The sequence below is a fragment of the Cohnella kolymensis genome (assembly GCF_000829465.1).
Classification (GTDB): Bacteria; Bacillota; Bacilli; order Paenibacillales; family Paenibacillaceae; genus Cohnella; species Cohnella kolymensis.
The window spans coordinates 77,160-93,988 of record NZ_JXAL01000024.1 but is presented as its reverse complement, the minus strand read 5'-3'; the positions used below and the strand labels follow the sequence as shown (position 1 = coordinate 93,988).

Below are 16,829 nucleotides of genomic sequence, written 5' to 3'. Positions count from 1 at the left end.
AAAAAGCCCGTGTCGACCAGGGGGTTCATGAGACCCCGCGGCCGGCTCGGGCTATTTTTACAATTGTTGTTCCGGGAACTATAATCAAGATATCCTATTTCGCCAGAGAATGAGCCAGAGGAGCTTAAACCATGATTACTCGCAAAGTCACTCCGTCGGAGAGCGGCAAAAGGCTGCACCGGTTCCTGCGCAACTTGATGCCTAACATCCCTCTGGGACAAATTTATAAAATGATCGACCAAGGCAAAGTAAAGGTCAATGGCAAACGCAAAAATCAAAATTATGAACTGGCTGCCGGTGACGAACTGATTCTCTATGTGGAAGAGGAAGCATATAAAGAAGCAAGCATCGGCCAGAAAAAGGTCAAGTATGTCGGGGTCAATGCGAACATTGACGTCGTCTTCGAAGATAACGAACTGCTCGTCGTACATAAGCCCGTCGGAATGCTTACTCACCCGGATCAACCGGATCAAAAAGACACGCTCGTCAACCGGGTTCACGCCTATCTGTACCGCAATGGTGAACTTGACAGTCCGATGTTCATGCCGGCTACCGCCAACCGGCTGGATCGCAACACAAGCGGTCTTGTGCTGGTGGGGAAAACGGCAGGCATGCTGCATCAACTCAATCAATGGATTCAGAAGCATGAGATGGAAAAATATTATGTGACGATAGTGGAAGGACAACTGGCGGGAGATGGGACTTTGTCCGCCGATCTCATCCGGGACGAAAAGAAAAACCGCACGCACGTTGTGAAAAATGCGGGGGATGCCGAGCGTCACGGCGGAGTGGAGCAAGCGAAGTCCGCTGTAACGAAATACCGGGTGCTGCAAACCGGCAGCTCATACTCATTGGTGGAAGTCGAGCTCGTCAGCGGCCGCACGCATCAGATTCGCACCCATTTTCAAAGCATCGGACATCCGCTGCTCGGGGATATCAAATACGGCGGGCACAGATTGGGTGAACTGAACCATCAGCTCCTTCACGCCTGGCGGATCGTCATGCCGGACGACCGCGAATTCCGTGCGCCGCTGCCGTCATTAATGCAGTCCACATTGGAACGCATCGGCTTGTCTTTGCCATAATCATAATCACCTGTAAAAAAGAGAGGGGAAATTAAGCGTGACTGGAATTGAGGAAGTAATACGCGGTCGTCGGAGCATTGGGAAAGTGAAGGACGACCCGGTACCGAAAGAGCTGGTGGAAAAGCTGCTTGACGCTGCAATATGGGCGCCTAACCATCATCATACGGAGCCATGGAAATTTATTGTGATGACTGGGGAAGGCAGACGAACATTAGGGCAAGTTTATGTGGAATGTGCGGCGGATGCGATCGCGGCATTGCCGGAATCGGAGCAGGAGGAACGCCGGCGCAAAGAAATGGCCAAAGCGTTCCGCTCGCCGGTGGTCATTGCGGCGGCCTGCGTGCCGTCGGATTCGCCGAAGGCCGTCTTGGCTGAGGAATTGGCCGCTGTGCACGCCGCCGTGCAGAATTTGCTGCTTACCGCACACGCAGAAGGGCTCGGAGGCGTATGGCGCACGGGTGTCCCTGCGTACGATCCCGCGATGAAGAAGGCGTTACAGTTGGAAGATCACGCGCAGGTCGTCGGCCTGATTTTTATCGGTTATCCCGACATGCAAGCTCCAACTGCCAAGCGTACCCCGGCGTCCGCAAAGACGGTGTGGATCGAACAATAAAACCAGTTCGCGGAGGTTTTGTGTATGTTCATTTCCGTTACAAGACTGCGGTTAAAAGGCAAACGCATGCTTCCTAAGTTTTTCTTGCACACAATGAAGTCCATACGCCAAGCGAAAAATGCAAACGGCTTGATCCATTCATCCTTCTATAAAGAAGACTGGACGACATTCTGGACACTCACCGTATGGGAGAACAAAGAGTGTATGACCGAATTTAGAAACAGAGGCAACCACCTTGAAGCTATGCGAATATCGCGGAAGATTGCCGATGATTTGGAGAAGATTAACTGGGAGTCTGACCGTATCCCCAGCTGGAGCGAAAGTAAGGAACGCCTCCACAAACACTACGGCAGAATAGAGAAGTTAGGTTGACTCTGGCATGGCCTGGAAATAACGAGAAAGTCTACCGCCTCCAGTTCACTCTAGCAGAGGAGCTGGAGGTTTTTCATATTGTGTATGTGCTCCCCTTTCACGATGATCCCGTCGGCTCGGGGGACAAGGTATGCAGTTTATACTCTTTTGTCGATATCCCGTCTACTCAGGGGACAAAGCAGGCAGTTCACACTCTTTTGTCGATATCCGATTCGCTAAGGGGACGCGGAGCTGGAGCATACAGGCCAGCTAGGCAGGTAAGGACAGACCTCAATTATCCTAACGGACGAGGTTTCAGGGTATAAAATCTATCCAGCCAGGCTTGAGCCCACTTTATATTGTCGTTTAGGCCGGGAGGAACGTATGAGGGTAGAGCCTGTTAACTGGGGGTATGTGATCGTTCGGGTAGTGGCGCAAGCCTGTAATAATTCCGAAAATACAGCTTGTTTGTGACGGTTCCAGATATAGCAATATTGGTCAAGGTATACCTGTAAGTGTTTTGGTCCAATACCCCGAAAAGTGTGTCCAAGAAAACTCTCAGCGTCAAGGCAAAGTCGGACTAACGCAAGGTTACGCTGCCGGCCGATTCTTCGCTTCACTATTCTCCGCACTTGCGCGGTCGGGTCAATATTTTCACGGATAAAGATTTCTTGATCTGGGCAATCATATCGGTTTTTTAATGGGACTTTGTTTTGTTTCTTTATTTTAATGCGGACGACCTTCCCTGTTGGTTCGCCCGAAGCTCCGATGATCAAAGGTTGTTCCTGTTTATGCCATTCCAAGGAAGGTACAGGACGGTCGCAATACACAGCGTCAGAGAGAGAAACGATACCACTCAACAGCTGGTCACGTTCTGTCAAGCTCATAGCATGGCGAATTTTATGACAGATCAACCATGCTGTCTTGTATGTAACACCGATAATTCGTGATAGCTGCAGTGCATTGATGCCAGCCGGCCGCGTATGAAGGTAGATCGCTTGAAACCAAAGCCGCAACTGCGTGCGGCTGCCCTCCATCAGAGTGCCCGAGATGAGTGAGGTTTGCGACTTGCAAGCTTGACACTCATAGAGCGGCAGTCTGCGAGTGGAGATGACATATGCGTATGGGTGCCGGCAGCGCGGACAGCAAAAACCGTTTGGCCATTTAGCCTGATACAACGCTAGAACACAATCTTTTTCCGTTGCAAACCTGCTGCAAAACGACTCAAAACTTACCGCATCCACCGACATGTTAACGTACCTCACACCCGAATGTATGTTCTCCTTATTTTACCAAACGTATGTTCCTATTTCAATCTAAATTTGTTAAAAATGTCTTGATTGGTGGCAGACAGCGGAAGGTCCTGAATGGAGGGGATATCGTCAAAAGGTGTGGTGGGAGATAGGCTCCTGAATGGAGGGGATATCGTGAAAAGGCGACAACTAACGTAATCCTTGAGTGGCTCCCGTTGGCCAAGCAAGGGTAAAAAAGCGGGCCTAAGGCCCGCTAAGGTCCAGTGATCACGACCCCAAATTGCTTTACAGAAAAAAAATTACCGCGAACGCACAGGTCTGTTAACAAGCATGTAGATGGCTTCAATAAACAATATGATGGCGGCCACCAAATGCAGAAGCCAGCCCACAAAAGGAATCACTCCAAGCAGCGCACTGGCGAGCCCGACAAGGTTGCCCGTGATGACCATCCGTTTGCTCATCAGCAGGAAAACAATAGCTGCCGCATGCAATATACCCGTAATAAGCAGCGGTGTCCAGCCATTCGCAAGGATAATTGCTCCCCCGAGAAGAGGAATGGCCAAGAAGCTTCAACGCCAAAAGACACCCATTTCAACAATTTATTCATCTGCTCACGCACCTCCGGTTAATAATGGCTGTATTGCAGCCAAGCGTCTGAATAAGGCTATTTGTAAAATACACAAGATAAGATGTCCCAAAACATGGGTTGCGAAAGGAGAAGCTGACGTTGGAAATTGAATTGTTGAAGGACCTGATCAAGGATGAGCGCGGCAATTATTATACGGTGGTTCACAGAGACGGCACAGAGATCACGCTGGTAAACGCTTTGGCGGAGCGTTCTTATGCTGAATTGTTGGAGTTTACTGACGAGTTCAAGAAGAAATACGCGGAGTACGAGCACCAGTTCATCGGCAAAATCGCAATGGATGTTCTGCGGCACGACATTGTATTTGCATTAAAAGAGGACGGGCATGGCCGAATCCATCCGCTTGACGCCGTGATGCAGCAATTTCGGGTTACTTTTGTGGATATGATCGAGTTTTACCGTAACCCCCAGGCTTGGCGGGGCTCTCACAAACCGGAATAACACCGGCGCTTCCGGTTAACAATAAATGGGAAACTTGAACAGGAAAAGAAGGGAAGAATCCGGTGGCTCATTTTGTGTATTTACGGAATGTGATCAAAGATAAGCATATTGCGTCGATCATGCCGACATCCGCATCCGGCGTAAGAAAAGTATGCAGCAAAATCGATTTTTCCAAAGACAATGTGTACGTCGAATATGGTCCGGCTACAGGTATTTTTACCAACTATATTCTGCAAAATATGACGCCGGGCTCCAATGTGATACTGATCGAGAGGAACCCTAATTTCGTCGATGTGTTACGTCAGACATTCAGCGACGACCGCGTACATATTTACCACGACAGCGCCGAGAAAGTCGCGGATATCGTTCTCCGTGTATCCGCAGACGGCGCCGATTACGTGTTGTCGGGAATCCCGTTTTCCTTTTTCAACGACCAAATGCGAAACGAAATCGTGCGCCAAACATACGGCATCCTGCGAGAAGGAGGCAAGTTCCTGCCCTACCAGACCTTCTACCAGAAAGACCGCCACCTCTATAATCATATAAGGAACATATTCGATACGGTTAACGATGAATATTTCCTGTGGAACGTACCGCCTATGCGTATTTATGAAGCCGTCAAATAACTGCGCGTCTCAACGTAACTTCTGAATAACTGTCCCATCTGGTTCTACCGCTGCATTAAACGATATTCGATTTAATTTCGCATATGTTTGTTTGTTGTAATTGTTGTCCATGAGCCGCGGCTGAGTGTTCACGATTCGAGCCGGCACAACTTTAGCGGCCGCGGTATTCCCGGACAAAGTAAGCTGCACGATCATAGAGGACTTGCTCATCTCCGCCTTCGACGTAAACACGAAATTGCCAAGCGAATAGAAGATGGGCTTGTTTTTGTACCATTCGATGCCGTGCAAAGAGTGGCTGTGCGCCCCGATCACCGCATCAACCCCGGCGTCGATAAACGCTCTTGCATATTTCCTGGCGTAAGCTTCGGGATAATCGGTTCTCTCTTTACTCCAGTGAATGTAAATGATCGTGTAATCCGATTGTTTCACTGCTTTCTTGATGTAAGTCATCATGGGTTCCATCGAATAACCTTGGGCGATGCCCGGCTTATTCTTTCCTGCATACCAGTTTGCATCCGGCAGCACCCTGCTGATTCCGAGAATGGCAACCTTATTGCCGCGGACCTCTTTAACAAAAGGCTGGAAAGCCTCATCCTGTTTGCTTCCGGCGCCTGTAAACCCGAGCTCGTATTTGCGGAGGTGGCTCATCGTATCCTCCAGAGCGGTGATTCCATAATCCAAAGTATGATTGTTAGCGAGGCTCACGCCATCAAAGCCAGCATTCACCAGGCTCTGAAGAGTTTCAGGGCGGGAACGGAACGTATATTGCTTCACCGCCGGCTTGCCCCGGGTGGAAACTGAGGTTTCCAAATTGCCGAAAGTAATATCCGCATTCTGAAGCACGCTTGATGTTCCTTTGAAGGGGTAGTCGACGCCATTTTTCCTGATGTATGAATCTACTTCGTTATCCAGCAGTATATCCCCGACAAAATTGATCGTTACCGGTTGTTGTTTCGGTTCTGTAGTGGGGCTTTCGGCGGCGATGACTGTCGGGAAAGCGACAAGCAGAGCTATGAACATTACATAAACGACCCTCATGTGTTCACCTCTTTTTGGTAAAATTTACATAATTTTTACTATACCACAAAAATCTCTCTTTCTATTAAACAGATAAAGACCCCGCGGGCTGAGCCGCGAGGTCCTCTTACAGTGGGAAGCATCAATCAGCAATACACTTCCAACACATATTTCTTATGCCGCTAACCGTTTCTGGGGTAACAATTGCCTTAAAAATTTCAATCTTCTATTGCGTTTTAGAACTAACATGGTAGACCAACCTTTCGGATCCCTTAATCCCAATTACATGGATCATGTTCTTCCGCTGTTTGATGCTTCCCACTTAGTTATACTATACCCTCTTCCGATAGATTAGAATCTCTTACTGGCTTAATTTACTACGTTTATTTCGGCTTGCGGAGCCTGTTTTTGGGTTAATAAAAGAGCTAAGCCACAAATCTTATGAACTCAAGGGGGAAATGATAGATATGTCAGCTGAAAATGCAAAGAAATTGAAGCCGGTGCCGGATAAAGGGATAAAAGGTAAAACGGGAGCGGAGGCGGAAGGACATCTTGCGCGCGACGTTGAGATAGAAAATGTAGTCAAGACTTCCGGCGATCCGGAGTCTAAACAAGACGAATAACGATTCGAAGCACCTTGGAATCTGTAATGATTTCAAGGTGCTTTTTTTGTACGTCTCTGAAAATTTGATAACTAGGTGCATCTATGCTTGAATTGTACTGTAAATCTACTTGAGGAGGTCACAGAATGACAGATTCAGTAAATCGGCTGAAAGACAGCACCACGCTTCACAATGGCGTAAAAATGCCCAGGTTCGGGTTGGGTGTATGGCGGGTGAGTGAAGGTGATGAAGTCTTTTTATCGGTCAAGCATGCTCTCCAGACAGGCTATGTAATATCGATACCGCTGCGGCCTACAAGAATGAAGAAGGTGTAGGAAAAGCGATCAAGGAATCCGCATACCGCGCAATGAATTGTTCATTACGACAAAGGTATGGAATGCGGATCAAGGTTATGAATCTACATTAGCTGCGTTTGAACAAAGCATTCAGAAGCTGGGTCTGGAATATTTGGACCTGTACTTAATTCATTGGCCGGTAGCGGGAAAGTTCACCGAGACATGGAGAGCGATGGAGAAGCTTTATCAGGACGGCCGGGTTCGGGCAATCGGCGTCAGCAATTTCCAAATTCATCATCTTCAAAAAGTGATGGAGAACAGCAGCGTCAAGCCTATGGTCAATCAGGTGGAATTCCACCCGCTGCTTACGCAGAAAGATTTACTCGCCTTCTGTCGGAAGAACCAGATTCAGCTTGAGGCCTGGAGTCCGCTGATGCAGGGCAATCTGGATGTGCCGCTGTTACACGATCTGAGCAGCAAATACGGCAAGTCACCCGCACAAATCGTGCTTCGTTGGGACCTGCAGCATCAAGTCGTCACCATTCCGAAGTCAGTGACCAAACATCGGATCGAGGAAAACGCCAATATTTTTGATTTCGAGCTGTCGCAAGAGGATATGAATCGCATAGATTCCCTGAATCAAAACAAGCGCTTCGGCCCGGATCCGGACAATTTTAATTTTTAAATAGGGGCAAGATCTTCCGGTTTTCCATCCTCTGTGATCGGGTAAAGTTATCCTATCCGACTATGGGTGATGCTAGAGCATCCGATCAAGAGGAGGAATTGCCATGCCATGGAGAAAAGGGGACTATCCCCCTTCAATGAAAAATCTCGAGCCCAGGGTCCGCGAAAAAGCCGTTGAAATCGCGAACGCCTTGCTCGAAGACGGTTCTGAAGAAGGCAGAGCGATAGCGATCGCTACGGATAAGGCCAAGGAATGGGCAGAGAATCATCCGGAAACAGAATCTAAGCGGTCGTCCAAGAAAGAGGATGACTCGAACGCTGAGCGTGATCGGTATTTCAAAGACCGCGCCGGCACGGAAGACGCAAGATTTCATGTCGTACCTGATGATAACGACGGTTGGGCCGTTAAAGCCGAGGGCGAGGATAAGCCTGAATATACAACGAATTCCAAGTCCAAAGCCGTGAAGGAAGCCAAGAGAATGGCGGAGGAAGCGGGCACGATGGCCATCATCCACGCGGAAGACGGCAAGATCGAGGAACAGCATAATTATCAGTAATTGGAATAGTCCGGTCAAAGGCTTGCTGCCTTTTTCCGGGCTATTCTTTTATAAAAATACAGTTATATCATGACGGGAACTGACAGCATTTTTGATAATATTTTGGTAAAGTATCCGTTACTAACGCGTGATCCGCGCGAATTGAAACGGAGGCACAACCATGGACCGGACAAGCATTTCAATCCACGAACTGGCCAAACAGCTGAATATTCCCCTTGCAACTATGCGCAGATACATAAGGCAACACGGGCATCTGTTAGATCTGGAAAAGGACGATAAAAATTATACGATTGGAGAAGATTCGATCAGTACCTTGGCGCAAATCCGTGAGGCCTATGCACAGGGTCTAACCGTTGAAGAAGTGCAGAGGCGGTTCTCTCCAACAGGCTTTGCGCCGAGTGCGGCGACCGGTGGAACAAGGGGTGACAGCCTGTATGCCGAAGTCATGCGAGCGATATCCGACCTGGAGCAGCTCATGATCGAACGTTTCGAACAACACAATCAGCTGCTGAACACATTGGCCGAAACTGCAGCTGCGCGTCTGTCCGACATTACACGACACGATCATGACTTGCAGCGGCTTGAACGGATCGAGCGAGTTAATGATCGTCTGGCCGAGTGGCGCATTGAACGAGCGCTGCAGAAGGAAGCATTGGAGAAATGGGCAGCGCTTCCGGAGGCTCAGCGTCTCGTCAAGAAAGGGATGTTTAATAAAGAAGAGGACAGGGAGGAAAAGGAGCGTTTCGTGCGTGACTATGTGGATAAATATTTTGAAACGGAGCTGCGCCGCGCTTATGGTTTGTGATTGAAGCTGCCGGATCCGCGTGGTCCGAATGGTCAGAGACAATAACGGGCTCCGTTTTGAGGTGCAAAGTAAGATTTCAAACGCAAAATGGCATTCAAATTGCAACCAATTTGTATGCCATTTTTTATTGATATATCAAGGGTTTCGGCTTTTATGCTCCCTAATTGGTCACCCGTAATCCCTTACTTCGCAGCCACGTTCAAGTTTATCGACTTTGGTTACGTGTTTCGAAATAGCGATTGTTAGATATCAAGTTTGCGGGTACCGATCCATTTCACCATTTCAGGATCGTTATGTGAAAAGAACAGGCTCTTTTTCGTATCTAACGTAGCAATCGACTCCATATCCTCATGGCTTAATTCAAAGTCAAAGATATTGAAGTTTTCGATAATTCTTTCTTTGCGAACAGACTTTGGAATCACAACGACTTCTCTTTGTGTCAACCAACGTAAAACCACCTGAGCGACGGATTTATTATGCTTTTCAGCGATGGCAACCAACACCTCATTCTGGAACAAGTCATTTTTTCCTTCAGCAAAAGGGGCCCAGGATTCGATCTGTACATTGTTCTCTTTCATGAATTTTGCACTTTCGATTTGCTGGTTGAAAGGGTGCGTTTCAACCTGGTTTACGGCAGGAACTACTTCATTATGAATGATCAAATCGGTCAAACGATCCATCTGGAAGTTACTAACGCCAATTGCCCTGACCTTTCCTTCACGATACAATTCCTCCATCGCTCGCCAAGAGCCATACACATCGCCAAATGGCTGATGAATTAAATACAAATCCAAATAATCCAATTGCAATCTTTCCAGTGATTTTTCAAATGCTTTCTTTGTGGGCTCATAACCCGCATCCTGAACCCAAAGTTTCGTAGTGACAAATAATTCCTCTCTTGCCACGCCACTCCGTTTGATTGCTTTGCCAACCGCTTCTTCATTTTGATAAGAAGCAGCGGTATCAATCAGACGATAGCCTGCGATAATGGCTTCATAAACGCTTTTTTCACATTCATTTGCATCTGGAATCTGAAAAACACCAAAACCGAGTAAAGGCATCTCAACACCATTATTCAAAATTACTTTTTGCATATAAAAATCCTCCAGTATCTCTAAGATTTTGTTAACGACAGCTTCAACATCTTTATTATGTACCAGATCAATAAAAGACGGTTATCCCATTCGCGCCAAATGATTGCCTAATCCTCTCATTGTCACTTACTATAAAAGTGTAGATTGCCCTATAATTGAAAAAGATAAACCGATAAAGGAGGAGCGTATGACTGAAGAAGAACAAAAGCAACAGAATGAGCTCGCCAAACTGATTGAGCGTCATTCGCGTCAGGATGGAATTAACGACACTGCTATCCCAGCTTTATTTTTTATTCGCCACTCTAAGGTGACCGAGCCAGCCCGCGGAGTTTACAAGTCTTCCTTCTGTTTCATAGCTCAAGGTTTGAAAGAGGTATTGTTGGCAGATGAACGTTATCAGTATGGCCCTGCCGACTACCTTCTTTCATCGATAAATTTACCAGTCATCGGTCAGGTCATTAAAGCTTCTTCTGATGCTCCGTATTTGAGTTTCACACTTGAATTTACGAAGAATCAAATTTTGGAGGTTTTGAAGGACTCTGGAATTAAAACCACTCCACAAGAAAATGCAAAGCGAGCTATGTTTGTCGGTCAGATGGAGTTATCTATGCTGGACGCGATAATCAGGTTAGCTCGTTTGCTGGACAAACCCAAAGACATACCGTTTTTAGCTCCTATCTATATAAAGGAAATTCTGTACAAGCTTCTGCAAGGGCAGTTTGGTGTAACGCTGGCACAAATTGCAATGGAAGGAAGCAGTGCCTATGGAATCAGGGAGGCTACCGAACATATTATCAATAACTCTGATAAGCCATTGCGGATTGAAGATCTTGCGGAAATAGCCAGCATGAGTATATCTTCCTTTCACAGACACTTTAAAGAGGTAACCGCTATGAGCCCTATTCAGTTTCAAAAACAACTGAGACTGCATGAAGCACGGCGTCTGTTATTATCCGAGTCAACAGATGCCGCTGATGTCGCATTCCGAGTAGGCTATGAAAGTCCATCGCAATTCAGCCGTGAATATTCTCGCATGTTTGGTTTCCCACCTAGACAAGATATTAAGCGTCTAAAGGAGATGTATTGACCATGAATCGTCTGCACAACGAGGGGTTCAAGTAGCTCAATAAAAACAAGGAGAAGCCGCCTTAGGCAAACTGCTCCTTGCTTCATATCTTATTAAGCTATTCTGCCATTTTTTCGGCCGCCATTTCTTAACGGAACCCATCCGACTAAGGATGGGCTTCTTTTTTTAGTTCTTATCCGCGTATACTGCCATTGCATCCCGCATATATTTTGCCAGACCGTCGCCGTACTTGTCGATGTTTTTGGTGAACCGTTCATCATCCACGTACAGTTGCCCTAAACCTTTGAATGCTTCCAGCGAATAAACGCCCATTCTGTTCAGGAGCGTATACCACTCACCGATTGCCGCTTGCGCCTCTTCCGATTCAGGGGAACCGTTACGGACAGCCGCGATTTTCTGATAGATCGCACCAATTTCTTGTGACATTGCTGCTTGTTCTTCTTTAGACATGCTGCCCAGTTTAGCGTTTGACTTATCGACCGCTTGATCTCCCCAACGTTCACGAGCTTCCTGCTCGTACGGGTTATGGCTGAAATCAAAGCCTTCGAATTTCTCTTTGTTTGACATTTCAATCTCTCCTTTCGTGTGCCGTATCGTCTTATCAATCGTCTCAATCATTTTATCGAGGCGGCCTCGTTTCTCTAGCAGCATCTTCCGATGCAGTTCCAACGTTTCCTGGCGGTCGAATGACGGATCGTTGATAAGCTCTTTAATCCTTCTTAAAGGCAGGCCGAGTTCTCTAAAAAACAGGATCTGCTGAAGCATCCCGAGATTGGCGTCGGAGTAAAGGCGGTAACCGGAGTCGGTGATCTCATCGGGCGTCAACAGCCCGATCTCATCGTAGTGATGAAGCGTGCGCACGCTTATGCCGACTAAATCGGCTACTTCTTTCACTCTCATCTGTCAGGGCCTCCTTCTAATACTGATCATAAAGTATCACGCAACGTGAGAGTCAACACTTATTATGGATTTTTTTAGGAGGAACGGATAGGCAATGTGTCCAAGATAACAAAAATGGACAGCCATAAGGCTGCCCGTTTGTTTTAGTGATTACCCTATATGCTGCTTAAGATCACGGATGAAATGATTCCTATAACGCCGATCCATAACAACCAAGAGCGAAAAACTTTTTTTTATTCCTTTATCTTGCCTGGCCAAGATTTCTGTGTTGTCGTCTAAGGGCAGTCCGTCAGCACCTCTTATGACCCTTGGTCCAAGCAACGTTGCTGCGAAGAAAGCCAATACAATGAGTCCCAAAGAGATGAAAAACAATAGATCAGACAGTTCTCTCATATGATCACGTCCTCCCTAAGTACATCTAGAAACCTAACTGTTAAATTCACCATACACGCACGATAATCCTTCATCGTCATTTGGGCGCAAACAAGCTGCGTATCGCATATACTGCATATATTCAAAATCATGAAGCTGGAGGTTGCTATGAGATATACGGTGCAATATATACCTCTTAGCAAGATCAAACCCGGAGTTTCCGTGAAAATAACGCAGCGTCTCAAGGAGCTTCGCAAAGCCGCTCAGGATTGTCTCCATTTGATGATTGTCCGCAAGAGCAGAAAAGAAGGCGGTTACGTTATTGTAAGCGGGAACAACCATTTTGAATATCTCAAAAAACATACGAAGAAGAACGTTGCGCCATGTCTGGTGGACGAAAGTAAAGTTTCATCCGGCCTTGCTTCGCTCCTGCACCGGATCCGAAAACGAAAATTGCCTTATGCCGTCCCGTACCTGAAACGAGAGCGGGTAGCCGCGAGCAGCTGGTCCATCATTAGAGCGTTCTTGAAGCAGGATTCTCGATTCAGACATTTATCCCGACGACAGCAAATCAGAGTGCTTCGGCTTGCGCTTCAATATAAGAAAACGACACTATTGTCCATGAAAGCGAAGGTTGATGAATTACTTACAAATAGCCAGTGATTCAAGATCCTGTGGAGCGGTAATGCCTCACACCGACGTGCCATATCGCAAGACAGGGGAGGATGAATATTGCTCCGGCAAGGGGAGCCAGCATGTAACCGATGCTGCTCCCATTTGTTTTGTCCAGGATAAACAGCAAAGGCAGATAGTTGACGCACCCGAACGGAATGATAAAAGTGAAGAACACTTTCACCCATTTTTCATAAATCTGAAGAGGGTATTGCGCCATCTCCCTACCGCCGTCGGTAAAGATGTTGGCTACTTCAAGCCCCTGCACGGTCCAGAAACACATCGTCGCGGCGAGAATAAAGATGCCCGAGAAAATCAAAACCCCGCAGCCGATCATGAGCAAGAGTGTGACCGCTTTTGCAATATTCCAATCCACTGAAATGTGTGTAACAGCCCAAATGAGTACAAAAATTCCTTGAACCAATCGGCCGACGCGAGTGAATTCAAATTTGGATCCCAGCACCTGGAGCACCGTGCTCCTCGGACGGACGAGAATCCGATCGAAGTCTCCCCCGATCACGAGCGATGAAAATGCATCGAACCCGCGTGCCAAGCATTCTCCTAAAGAAAAAGCGACATGAATAATGCCGAAGCATAGCGCCACTTCATAGAAAGTCCAGCCTTCGATCTGACCGAAGCGTTGAAAAAGAAAATACATTCCGGCAAACACGGCGAACGGAACCAAAAATTGACCTGCCGTGAGAAGCCAGAAGGAAGTCCTGTACTGAAGCTGCGATTTAAATAAGATGGTCAGATATTTCCAATAAAGAACCATCCGCTCATCCTCCTTGTACGACGACTTGCCGCAGTGCTTTGTTCATCAGCATTTTGCCGAGGGTAACGAGTACAACGAGCCAAACCAGCTGAACCAGAATACCCCATGCCGCATCGTGTGCCGGGATCTGTCCCGAGTACACGCGAAAAGGAAAATCAGCCGTCCATCGAAACGGCAAAGAATAGGCGATCTTCTGCAGCCACTCGGGCATCAACGGAACCGGAATGATCAACCCAGCCATGAACTCCCCGAAGGCGCCGATCATCAGCGTTGAGCCGACCGGAGACATTGTCCAGAATACGGAAATATAGATGAACATGGAGATGGACACAAGGAGCAGCAGTCCCATGCAGAGCGTCACCGCGAACAGCGCAAATGAGACAAAACTAGGCGGATTTTCCATTCGATAGGGCTGCGGGAGAGCAAATGCCGCAATCAGAATCGGGAAGCAGCGGAGCAGTGCGCTGGCGAGCCGCGTTGCGAGCAGTTTGACATACCAGTATTCATAAATCGCACAAGGGCGGCATAATTCATAAGCGATATTACCGGTCGTGATCAGCTGGAAAATCTCCGCATCTCGAAACCAGAGAACAATGAACGTAATAAAAGCTTGTTGAAGCCACACATACGATACAAGTTGATCAAGCGAGATGGACGTCATCCGGAGGGGATCATTTTGGCTGAAAAACGCCTTGTAAATCATGATAATGATGAACCCCCAGAAAAATTGGGTTGCAATGCCGGCGAAAGCGGCGGATCGGTACTGCAAGCCGTTAATGAATCGCAGCTTCCCAACGGATATATACGCCCTCATATCTGATACTCCCTATACATTTGCACAACCGCTTCATCCATCGTTTTTTCTCCGAATTGTCCCCGAAACTTTTCCAATCCGCCGTCATACAGAAGTCTTCCCTTGCCGATCATGAGGATCCTGTCAGCAAGGGCTTCGATGTCATTCATATCGTGCGTGGTAAGAATGACGGTTACACCTTTTTCTTTATTGATGTCCTTGATGAATTGTCGAACAGCCAGTTTGCTGACGGCATCCAGGCCGATCGTCGGTTCGTCCAGGAAAAGAATTCGCGGTCCGTGAAGCAGCGAGGCGGCGATTTCACAACGCATTCTTTGCCCGAGACTTAGTTGTCGGACAGGCGTATGGAGCAGAGCACCCAGGTCAAGCGTTTCCGTCAGCAACTCCAAGTTGGCCTTGTACTCTGTGCCTGATATTTTGTAAATATCCTTAAGAAGCTCGAAAGAATCGATCACCGGAACATCCCACCACAGTTGGGAACGTTGGCCGAACACCACCCCAATGTTTCGCACATACGCTACTCTGTCCTTCCAAGGCGTATAGCCCATGATCGAACAAGCTCCGCTATCCGGCACCATAATTCCGCTCATTACTTTAATTGTGGTCGATTTTCCGGCACCGTTCGGACCGATATAGCCAACGATTTCTCCGGGGGTTATGCGGAAAGAAATACCTTCCAACGCATTCACATGAGAATATTCGCGCACAAAAAGCGCTTTCATAGCTTGACGCAAGCCGGCGGACCGCTTGGCAATCTTGAAAGATTTGCTTATTTCATTTAGTTGAATCAAATGCTTCCCTCCTATCGGTAGAAATTGGAAGGATAAGATAATATCATGGGTATATCCCGCACGTCAAGAAAGGTATCGATTACCTGATTATGGTAGTATTTATCTGAAAAGACAGGAGGGATTGTTGTGACAAACGAACAGCCGAAGGCCGAAGAAGTTGGAAGCGACCTTCCTAAAGAATTGCTCCGTCGAGCCCTTGCCGACAAGGGGTTATCGTTTGCAGATGGCTCAGAAAATACGGAAGACATGAAAGCAAAAGGAGAATTATGAAAAAAATTATTTTCACCGGAGGTGGCTCGGCCGGCCACGTGACGGTGAATATTGCGTTAATTCCTCGTTTCCTTCAAGATGGCTGGTCAGTCGAATACATGGGCTCGGAAAGCGGCATAGAAAAACAGCTCGTTTCATCCATTCCCGGTGTGAGATACCATGGTGTTGCAACAGGCAAGCTAAGAAGATACTTTGACTGGCAGAATATCAAAGATCCGTTCAAAATCGTTAAAGGAATTCTTCAGGCTTATCGTTTGATAAAGCAACAGAAACCGAATGTTTTATTTTCAAAAGGGGGATTCGTTTCGGTCCCTGTCGTCATTGGGGCTTGGCTCAATAAAGTCCCTGTAATTCTTCATGAGTCAGACGTTACACCAGGATTGGCTAATAGATTGTGTATTCCTTTTGCTGCAGCCGTTTGTACTACCTTCCCTGACACAGAAAAATTTTTACCAAAGGAAAAAAGTCATTATGTCGGACCTATTGTTCGTCAGGACTTAAAGCGAGGGAGTGCTGAACGGGGTAGACAGTACTGCCAATTCACCGATAAAAAACCTATTCTACTGATCATGGGCGGCAGCCTAGGTTCCCGAAAAATAAATGAAACGATACGAGCAGGATTAAATCAACTGATTCAAAGATTTCAAGTTGTTCATCTTTGTGGTAAAGAGCAAATAGATTCTACTATTCAATGTCCGGAATATAAACAATACGAATACCTGAACGAAGAGCTTGCTGATGTAATGGCGATGACTGACATAGTTATCTCTAGGGCAGGCGCTAATTCTATTTTCGAGTTCTTAATTTTGCATAAGCCGATGCTACTTATTCCTTTGACAAAGGAACAGAGTCGTGGCGACCAAATATTGAATGCTGCTTCCTTCAAAAAATCAGGTTTCTCCGAAGTGCTTTACGAAGAACATCTTACAGTTGAAACAATGATAAGCGACATTATTCGTGTATATGACCATCGCGAGGTTTACAAACAAAATATGGAGAAATTTATACAAAACGATGCCTTGTCCTTTGTTTTTGATTTAATCAAACAAACGGCAAAATAAATGATCTAGCATCCGCG

21 protein-coding genes and 1 pseudogene are annotated in these 16,829 nt (G+C 46.9%); 13 read left to right on the top strand and 9 right to left on the bottom strand.

Annotation, left to right across the window (positions count from 1 at the left end; all coding sequences use genetic code 11):
* Positions 1-131: 131 nt before the first annotated feature.
* The 3 genes from SD71_RS15560 to SD71_RS15550 are packed head-to-tail and all read left to right on the top strand — an operon-like array spanning position 132 to position 2,070.
* On the top strand, positions 132-1,085 hold the full coding sequence (locus SD71_RS15560; RefSeq protein WP_052476304.1) for an RluA family pseudouridine synthase: 954 nt from the start codon (positions 132-134) through the stop codon (positions 1,083-1,085).
* 37 nt (positions 1,086-1,122) lie between these two features.
* Positions 1,123-1,698: a nitroreductase family protein gene (locus SD71_RS15555; protein WP_041065043.1), complete on the top strand. Its 576-nt coding sequence runs from the start codon at positions 1,123-1,125 to the stop codon at positions 1,696-1,698.
* A gap of 24 nt (positions 1,699-1,722) precedes the next feature.
* A complete protein-coding gene (locus SD71_RS15550; protein WP_041065040.1) occupies positions 1,723-2,070 on the top strand; it encodes a DUF3291 domain-containing protein in 348 nt (115 codons plus the stop codon).
* A 308-nt stretch (positions 2,071-2,378) separates the two neighbouring features.
* Here the strand turns inward: SD71_RS15550 and SD71_RS15540 are convergent, their stop codons facing one another.
* Positions 2,379-3,299, bottom strand: a complete 921-nt coding sequence (locus tag SD71_RS15540) for a transposase (protein ID WP_082034282.1) — start codon at positions 3,297-3,299, stop codon at positions 2,379-2,381.
* Between the two features lie 302 nt (positions 3,300-3,601).
* Complete coding sequence (locus tag SD71_RS15535) at positions 3,602-3,865, bottom strand: hypothetical protein (RefSeq protein WP_235427154.1); 264 nt, start codon at positions 3,863-3,865, stop codon at positions 3,602-3,604.
* 164 nt (positions 3,866-4,029) lie between these two features.
* On the opposite strand from SD71_RS15535, the gene SD71_RS15530 reads away from it, so the two are divergent.
* Entirely contained in the window at positions 4,030-4,389 is a 360-nt protein-coding gene (locus SD71_RS15530; protein ID WP_041065036.1) for a hypothetical protein, read from the top strand.
* A 62-nt stretch (positions 4,390-4,451) separates the two neighbouring features.
* Positions 4,452-5,015, top strand: a complete 564-nt coding sequence (locus SD71_RS15525; RefSeq protein WP_052476302.1) for a class I SAM-dependent methyltransferase — start codon at positions 4,452-4,454, stop codon at positions 5,013-5,015.
* A 9-nt stretch (positions 5,016-5,024) separates the two neighbouring features.
* Here SD71_RS15525 and SD71_RS15520 read toward each other — a convergent pair whose 3' ends face one another.
* Positions 5,025-6,053, bottom strand: a complete 1,029-nt coding sequence (locus SD71_RS15520; protein WP_041065033.1) for a CapA family protein — start codon at positions 6,051-6,053, stop codon at positions 5,025-5,027.
* Between the two features lie 446 nt (positions 6,054-6,499).
* On the opposite strand from SD71_RS15520, the gene SD71_RS24050 reads away from it, so the two are divergent.
* The 4 genes and pseudogenes from SD71_RS24050 to SD71_RS15505 all read left to right on the top strand — a co-directional run bounded on the left by SD71_RS24050 (position 6,500) and on the right by SD71_RS15505 (position 8,976).
* Entirely contained in the window at positions 6,500-6,655 is a 156-nt protein-coding gene (locus tag SD71_RS24050; protein WP_161793405.1) for a hypothetical protein, read from the top strand.
* Between the two features lie 125 nt (positions 6,656-6,780).
* Positions 6,781-7,615, top strand: a pseudogene (locus SD71_RS15515) (aldo/keto reductase).
* Positions 7,616-7,718: 103 nt separating this feature from the next.
* Positions 7,719-8,171, top strand: a complete 453-nt coding sequence (locus SD71_RS15510) for a DUF2188 domain-containing protein (protein ID WP_041065030.1) — start codon at positions 7,719-7,721, stop codon at positions 8,169-8,171.
* A gap of 160 nt (positions 8,172-8,331) precedes the next feature.
* Positions 8,332-8,976: a MerR family transcriptional regulator gene (locus SD71_RS15505; RefSeq protein WP_041065027.1), complete on the top strand. Its 645-nt coding sequence runs from the start codon at positions 8,332-8,334 to the stop codon at positions 8,974-8,976.
* Positions 8,977-9,218: 242 nt separating this feature from the next.
* Here the strand turns inward: SD71_RS15505 and SD71_RS15500 are convergent, their stop codons facing one another.
* On the bottom strand, positions 9,219-10,070 hold the full coding sequence (locus SD71_RS15500) for an aldo/keto reductase (protein ID WP_041065024.1): 852 nt from the start codon (positions 10,068-10,070) through the stop codon (positions 9,219-9,221).
* A 187-nt stretch (positions 10,071-10,257) separates the two neighbouring features.
* Here SD71_RS15500 and SD71_RS15495 point away from each other — a divergent pair, with 187 nt between their 5' ends.
* Positions 10,258-11,157 (top strand): AraC family transcriptional regulator, encoded by a 900-nt coding sequence (locus SD71_RS15495; RefSeq protein ID WP_041065021.1) that lies wholly within the window; start codon positions 10,258-10,260, stop codon positions 11,155-11,157.
* A gap of 165 nt (positions 11,158-11,322) precedes the next feature.
* On the opposite strand, the gene SD71_RS15490 is transcribed toward SD71_RS15495, so the two are convergent.
* Both SD71_RS15490 and SD71_RS15485 read right to left on the bottom strand, forming a co-directional pair.
* Positions 11,323-12,057, bottom strand: a complete 735-nt coding sequence (locus SD71_RS15490) for a MerR family transcriptional regulator (protein WP_041065018.1) — start codon at positions 12,055-12,057, stop codon at positions 11,323-11,325.
* 150 nt (positions 12,058-12,207) lie between these two features.
* Complete coding sequence (locus SD71_RS15485) at positions 12,208-12,450, bottom strand: hypothetical protein (protein WP_041065016.1); 243 nt, start codon at positions 12,448-12,450, stop codon at positions 12,208-12,210.
* Positions 12,451-12,597: 147 nt separating this feature from the next.
* Here SD71_RS15485 and SD71_RS15480 point away from each other — a divergent pair, with 147 nt between their 5' ends.
* Positions 12,598-13,092, top strand: coding sequence for a hypothetical protein (locus tag SD71_RS15480; protein ID WP_041065014.1), 495 nt, complete (start codon positions 12,598-12,600; stop codon positions 13,090-13,092).
* Position 13,093: 1 nt separating this feature from the next.
* Here the strand turns inward: SD71_RS15480 and SD71_RS15475 are convergent, their stop codons facing one another.
* From SD71_RS15475 to SD71_RS15465, 3 genes are read right to left on the bottom strand one after another with little or no spacing between them, the layout of a single operon-like run.
* Entirely contained in the window at positions 13,094-13,876 is a 783-nt protein-coding gene (locus SD71_RS15475; protein ID WP_041065012.1) for an ABC transporter permease, read from the bottom strand.
* A 4-nt stretch (positions 13,877-13,880) separates the two neighbouring features.
* Positions 13,881-14,690: an ABC transporter permease gene (locus SD71_RS15470; protein ID WP_041065009.1), complete on the bottom strand. Its 810-nt coding sequence runs from the start codon at positions 14,688-14,690 to the stop codon at positions 13,881-13,883.
* Positions 14,687-15,481: an ABC transporter ATP-binding protein gene (locus tag SD71_RS15465; RefSeq protein WP_235427152.1), complete on the bottom strand. Its 795-nt coding sequence runs from the start codon at positions 15,479-15,481 to the stop codon at positions 14,687-14,689. Before SD71_RS15465 ends, SD71_RS15470 begins: the two co-directional genes overlap by 4 nt.
* A gap of 126 nt (positions 15,482-15,607) precedes the next feature.
* Here SD71_RS15465 and SD71_RS24045 point away from each other — a divergent pair, with 126 nt between their 5' ends.
* Together SD71_RS24045 and SD71_RS15460 are read left to right on the top strand one after the other, a co-directional pair.
* Complete coding sequence (locus SD71_RS24045; protein ID WP_161793404.1) at positions 15,608-15,751, top strand: hypothetical protein; 144 nt, start codon at positions 15,608-15,610, stop codon at positions 15,749-15,751.
* Positions 15,745-16,812, top strand: coding sequence for an undecaprenyldiphospho-muramoylpentapeptide beta-N-acetylglucosaminyltransferase (locus SD71_RS15460; RefSeq protein ID WP_041065006.1), 1,068 nt, complete (start codon positions 15,745-15,747; stop codon positions 16,810-16,812). Before SD71_RS24045 ends, SD71_RS15460 begins: the two co-directional genes overlap by 7 nt.
* Positions 16,813-16,829: the final 17 nt, after the last annotated feature.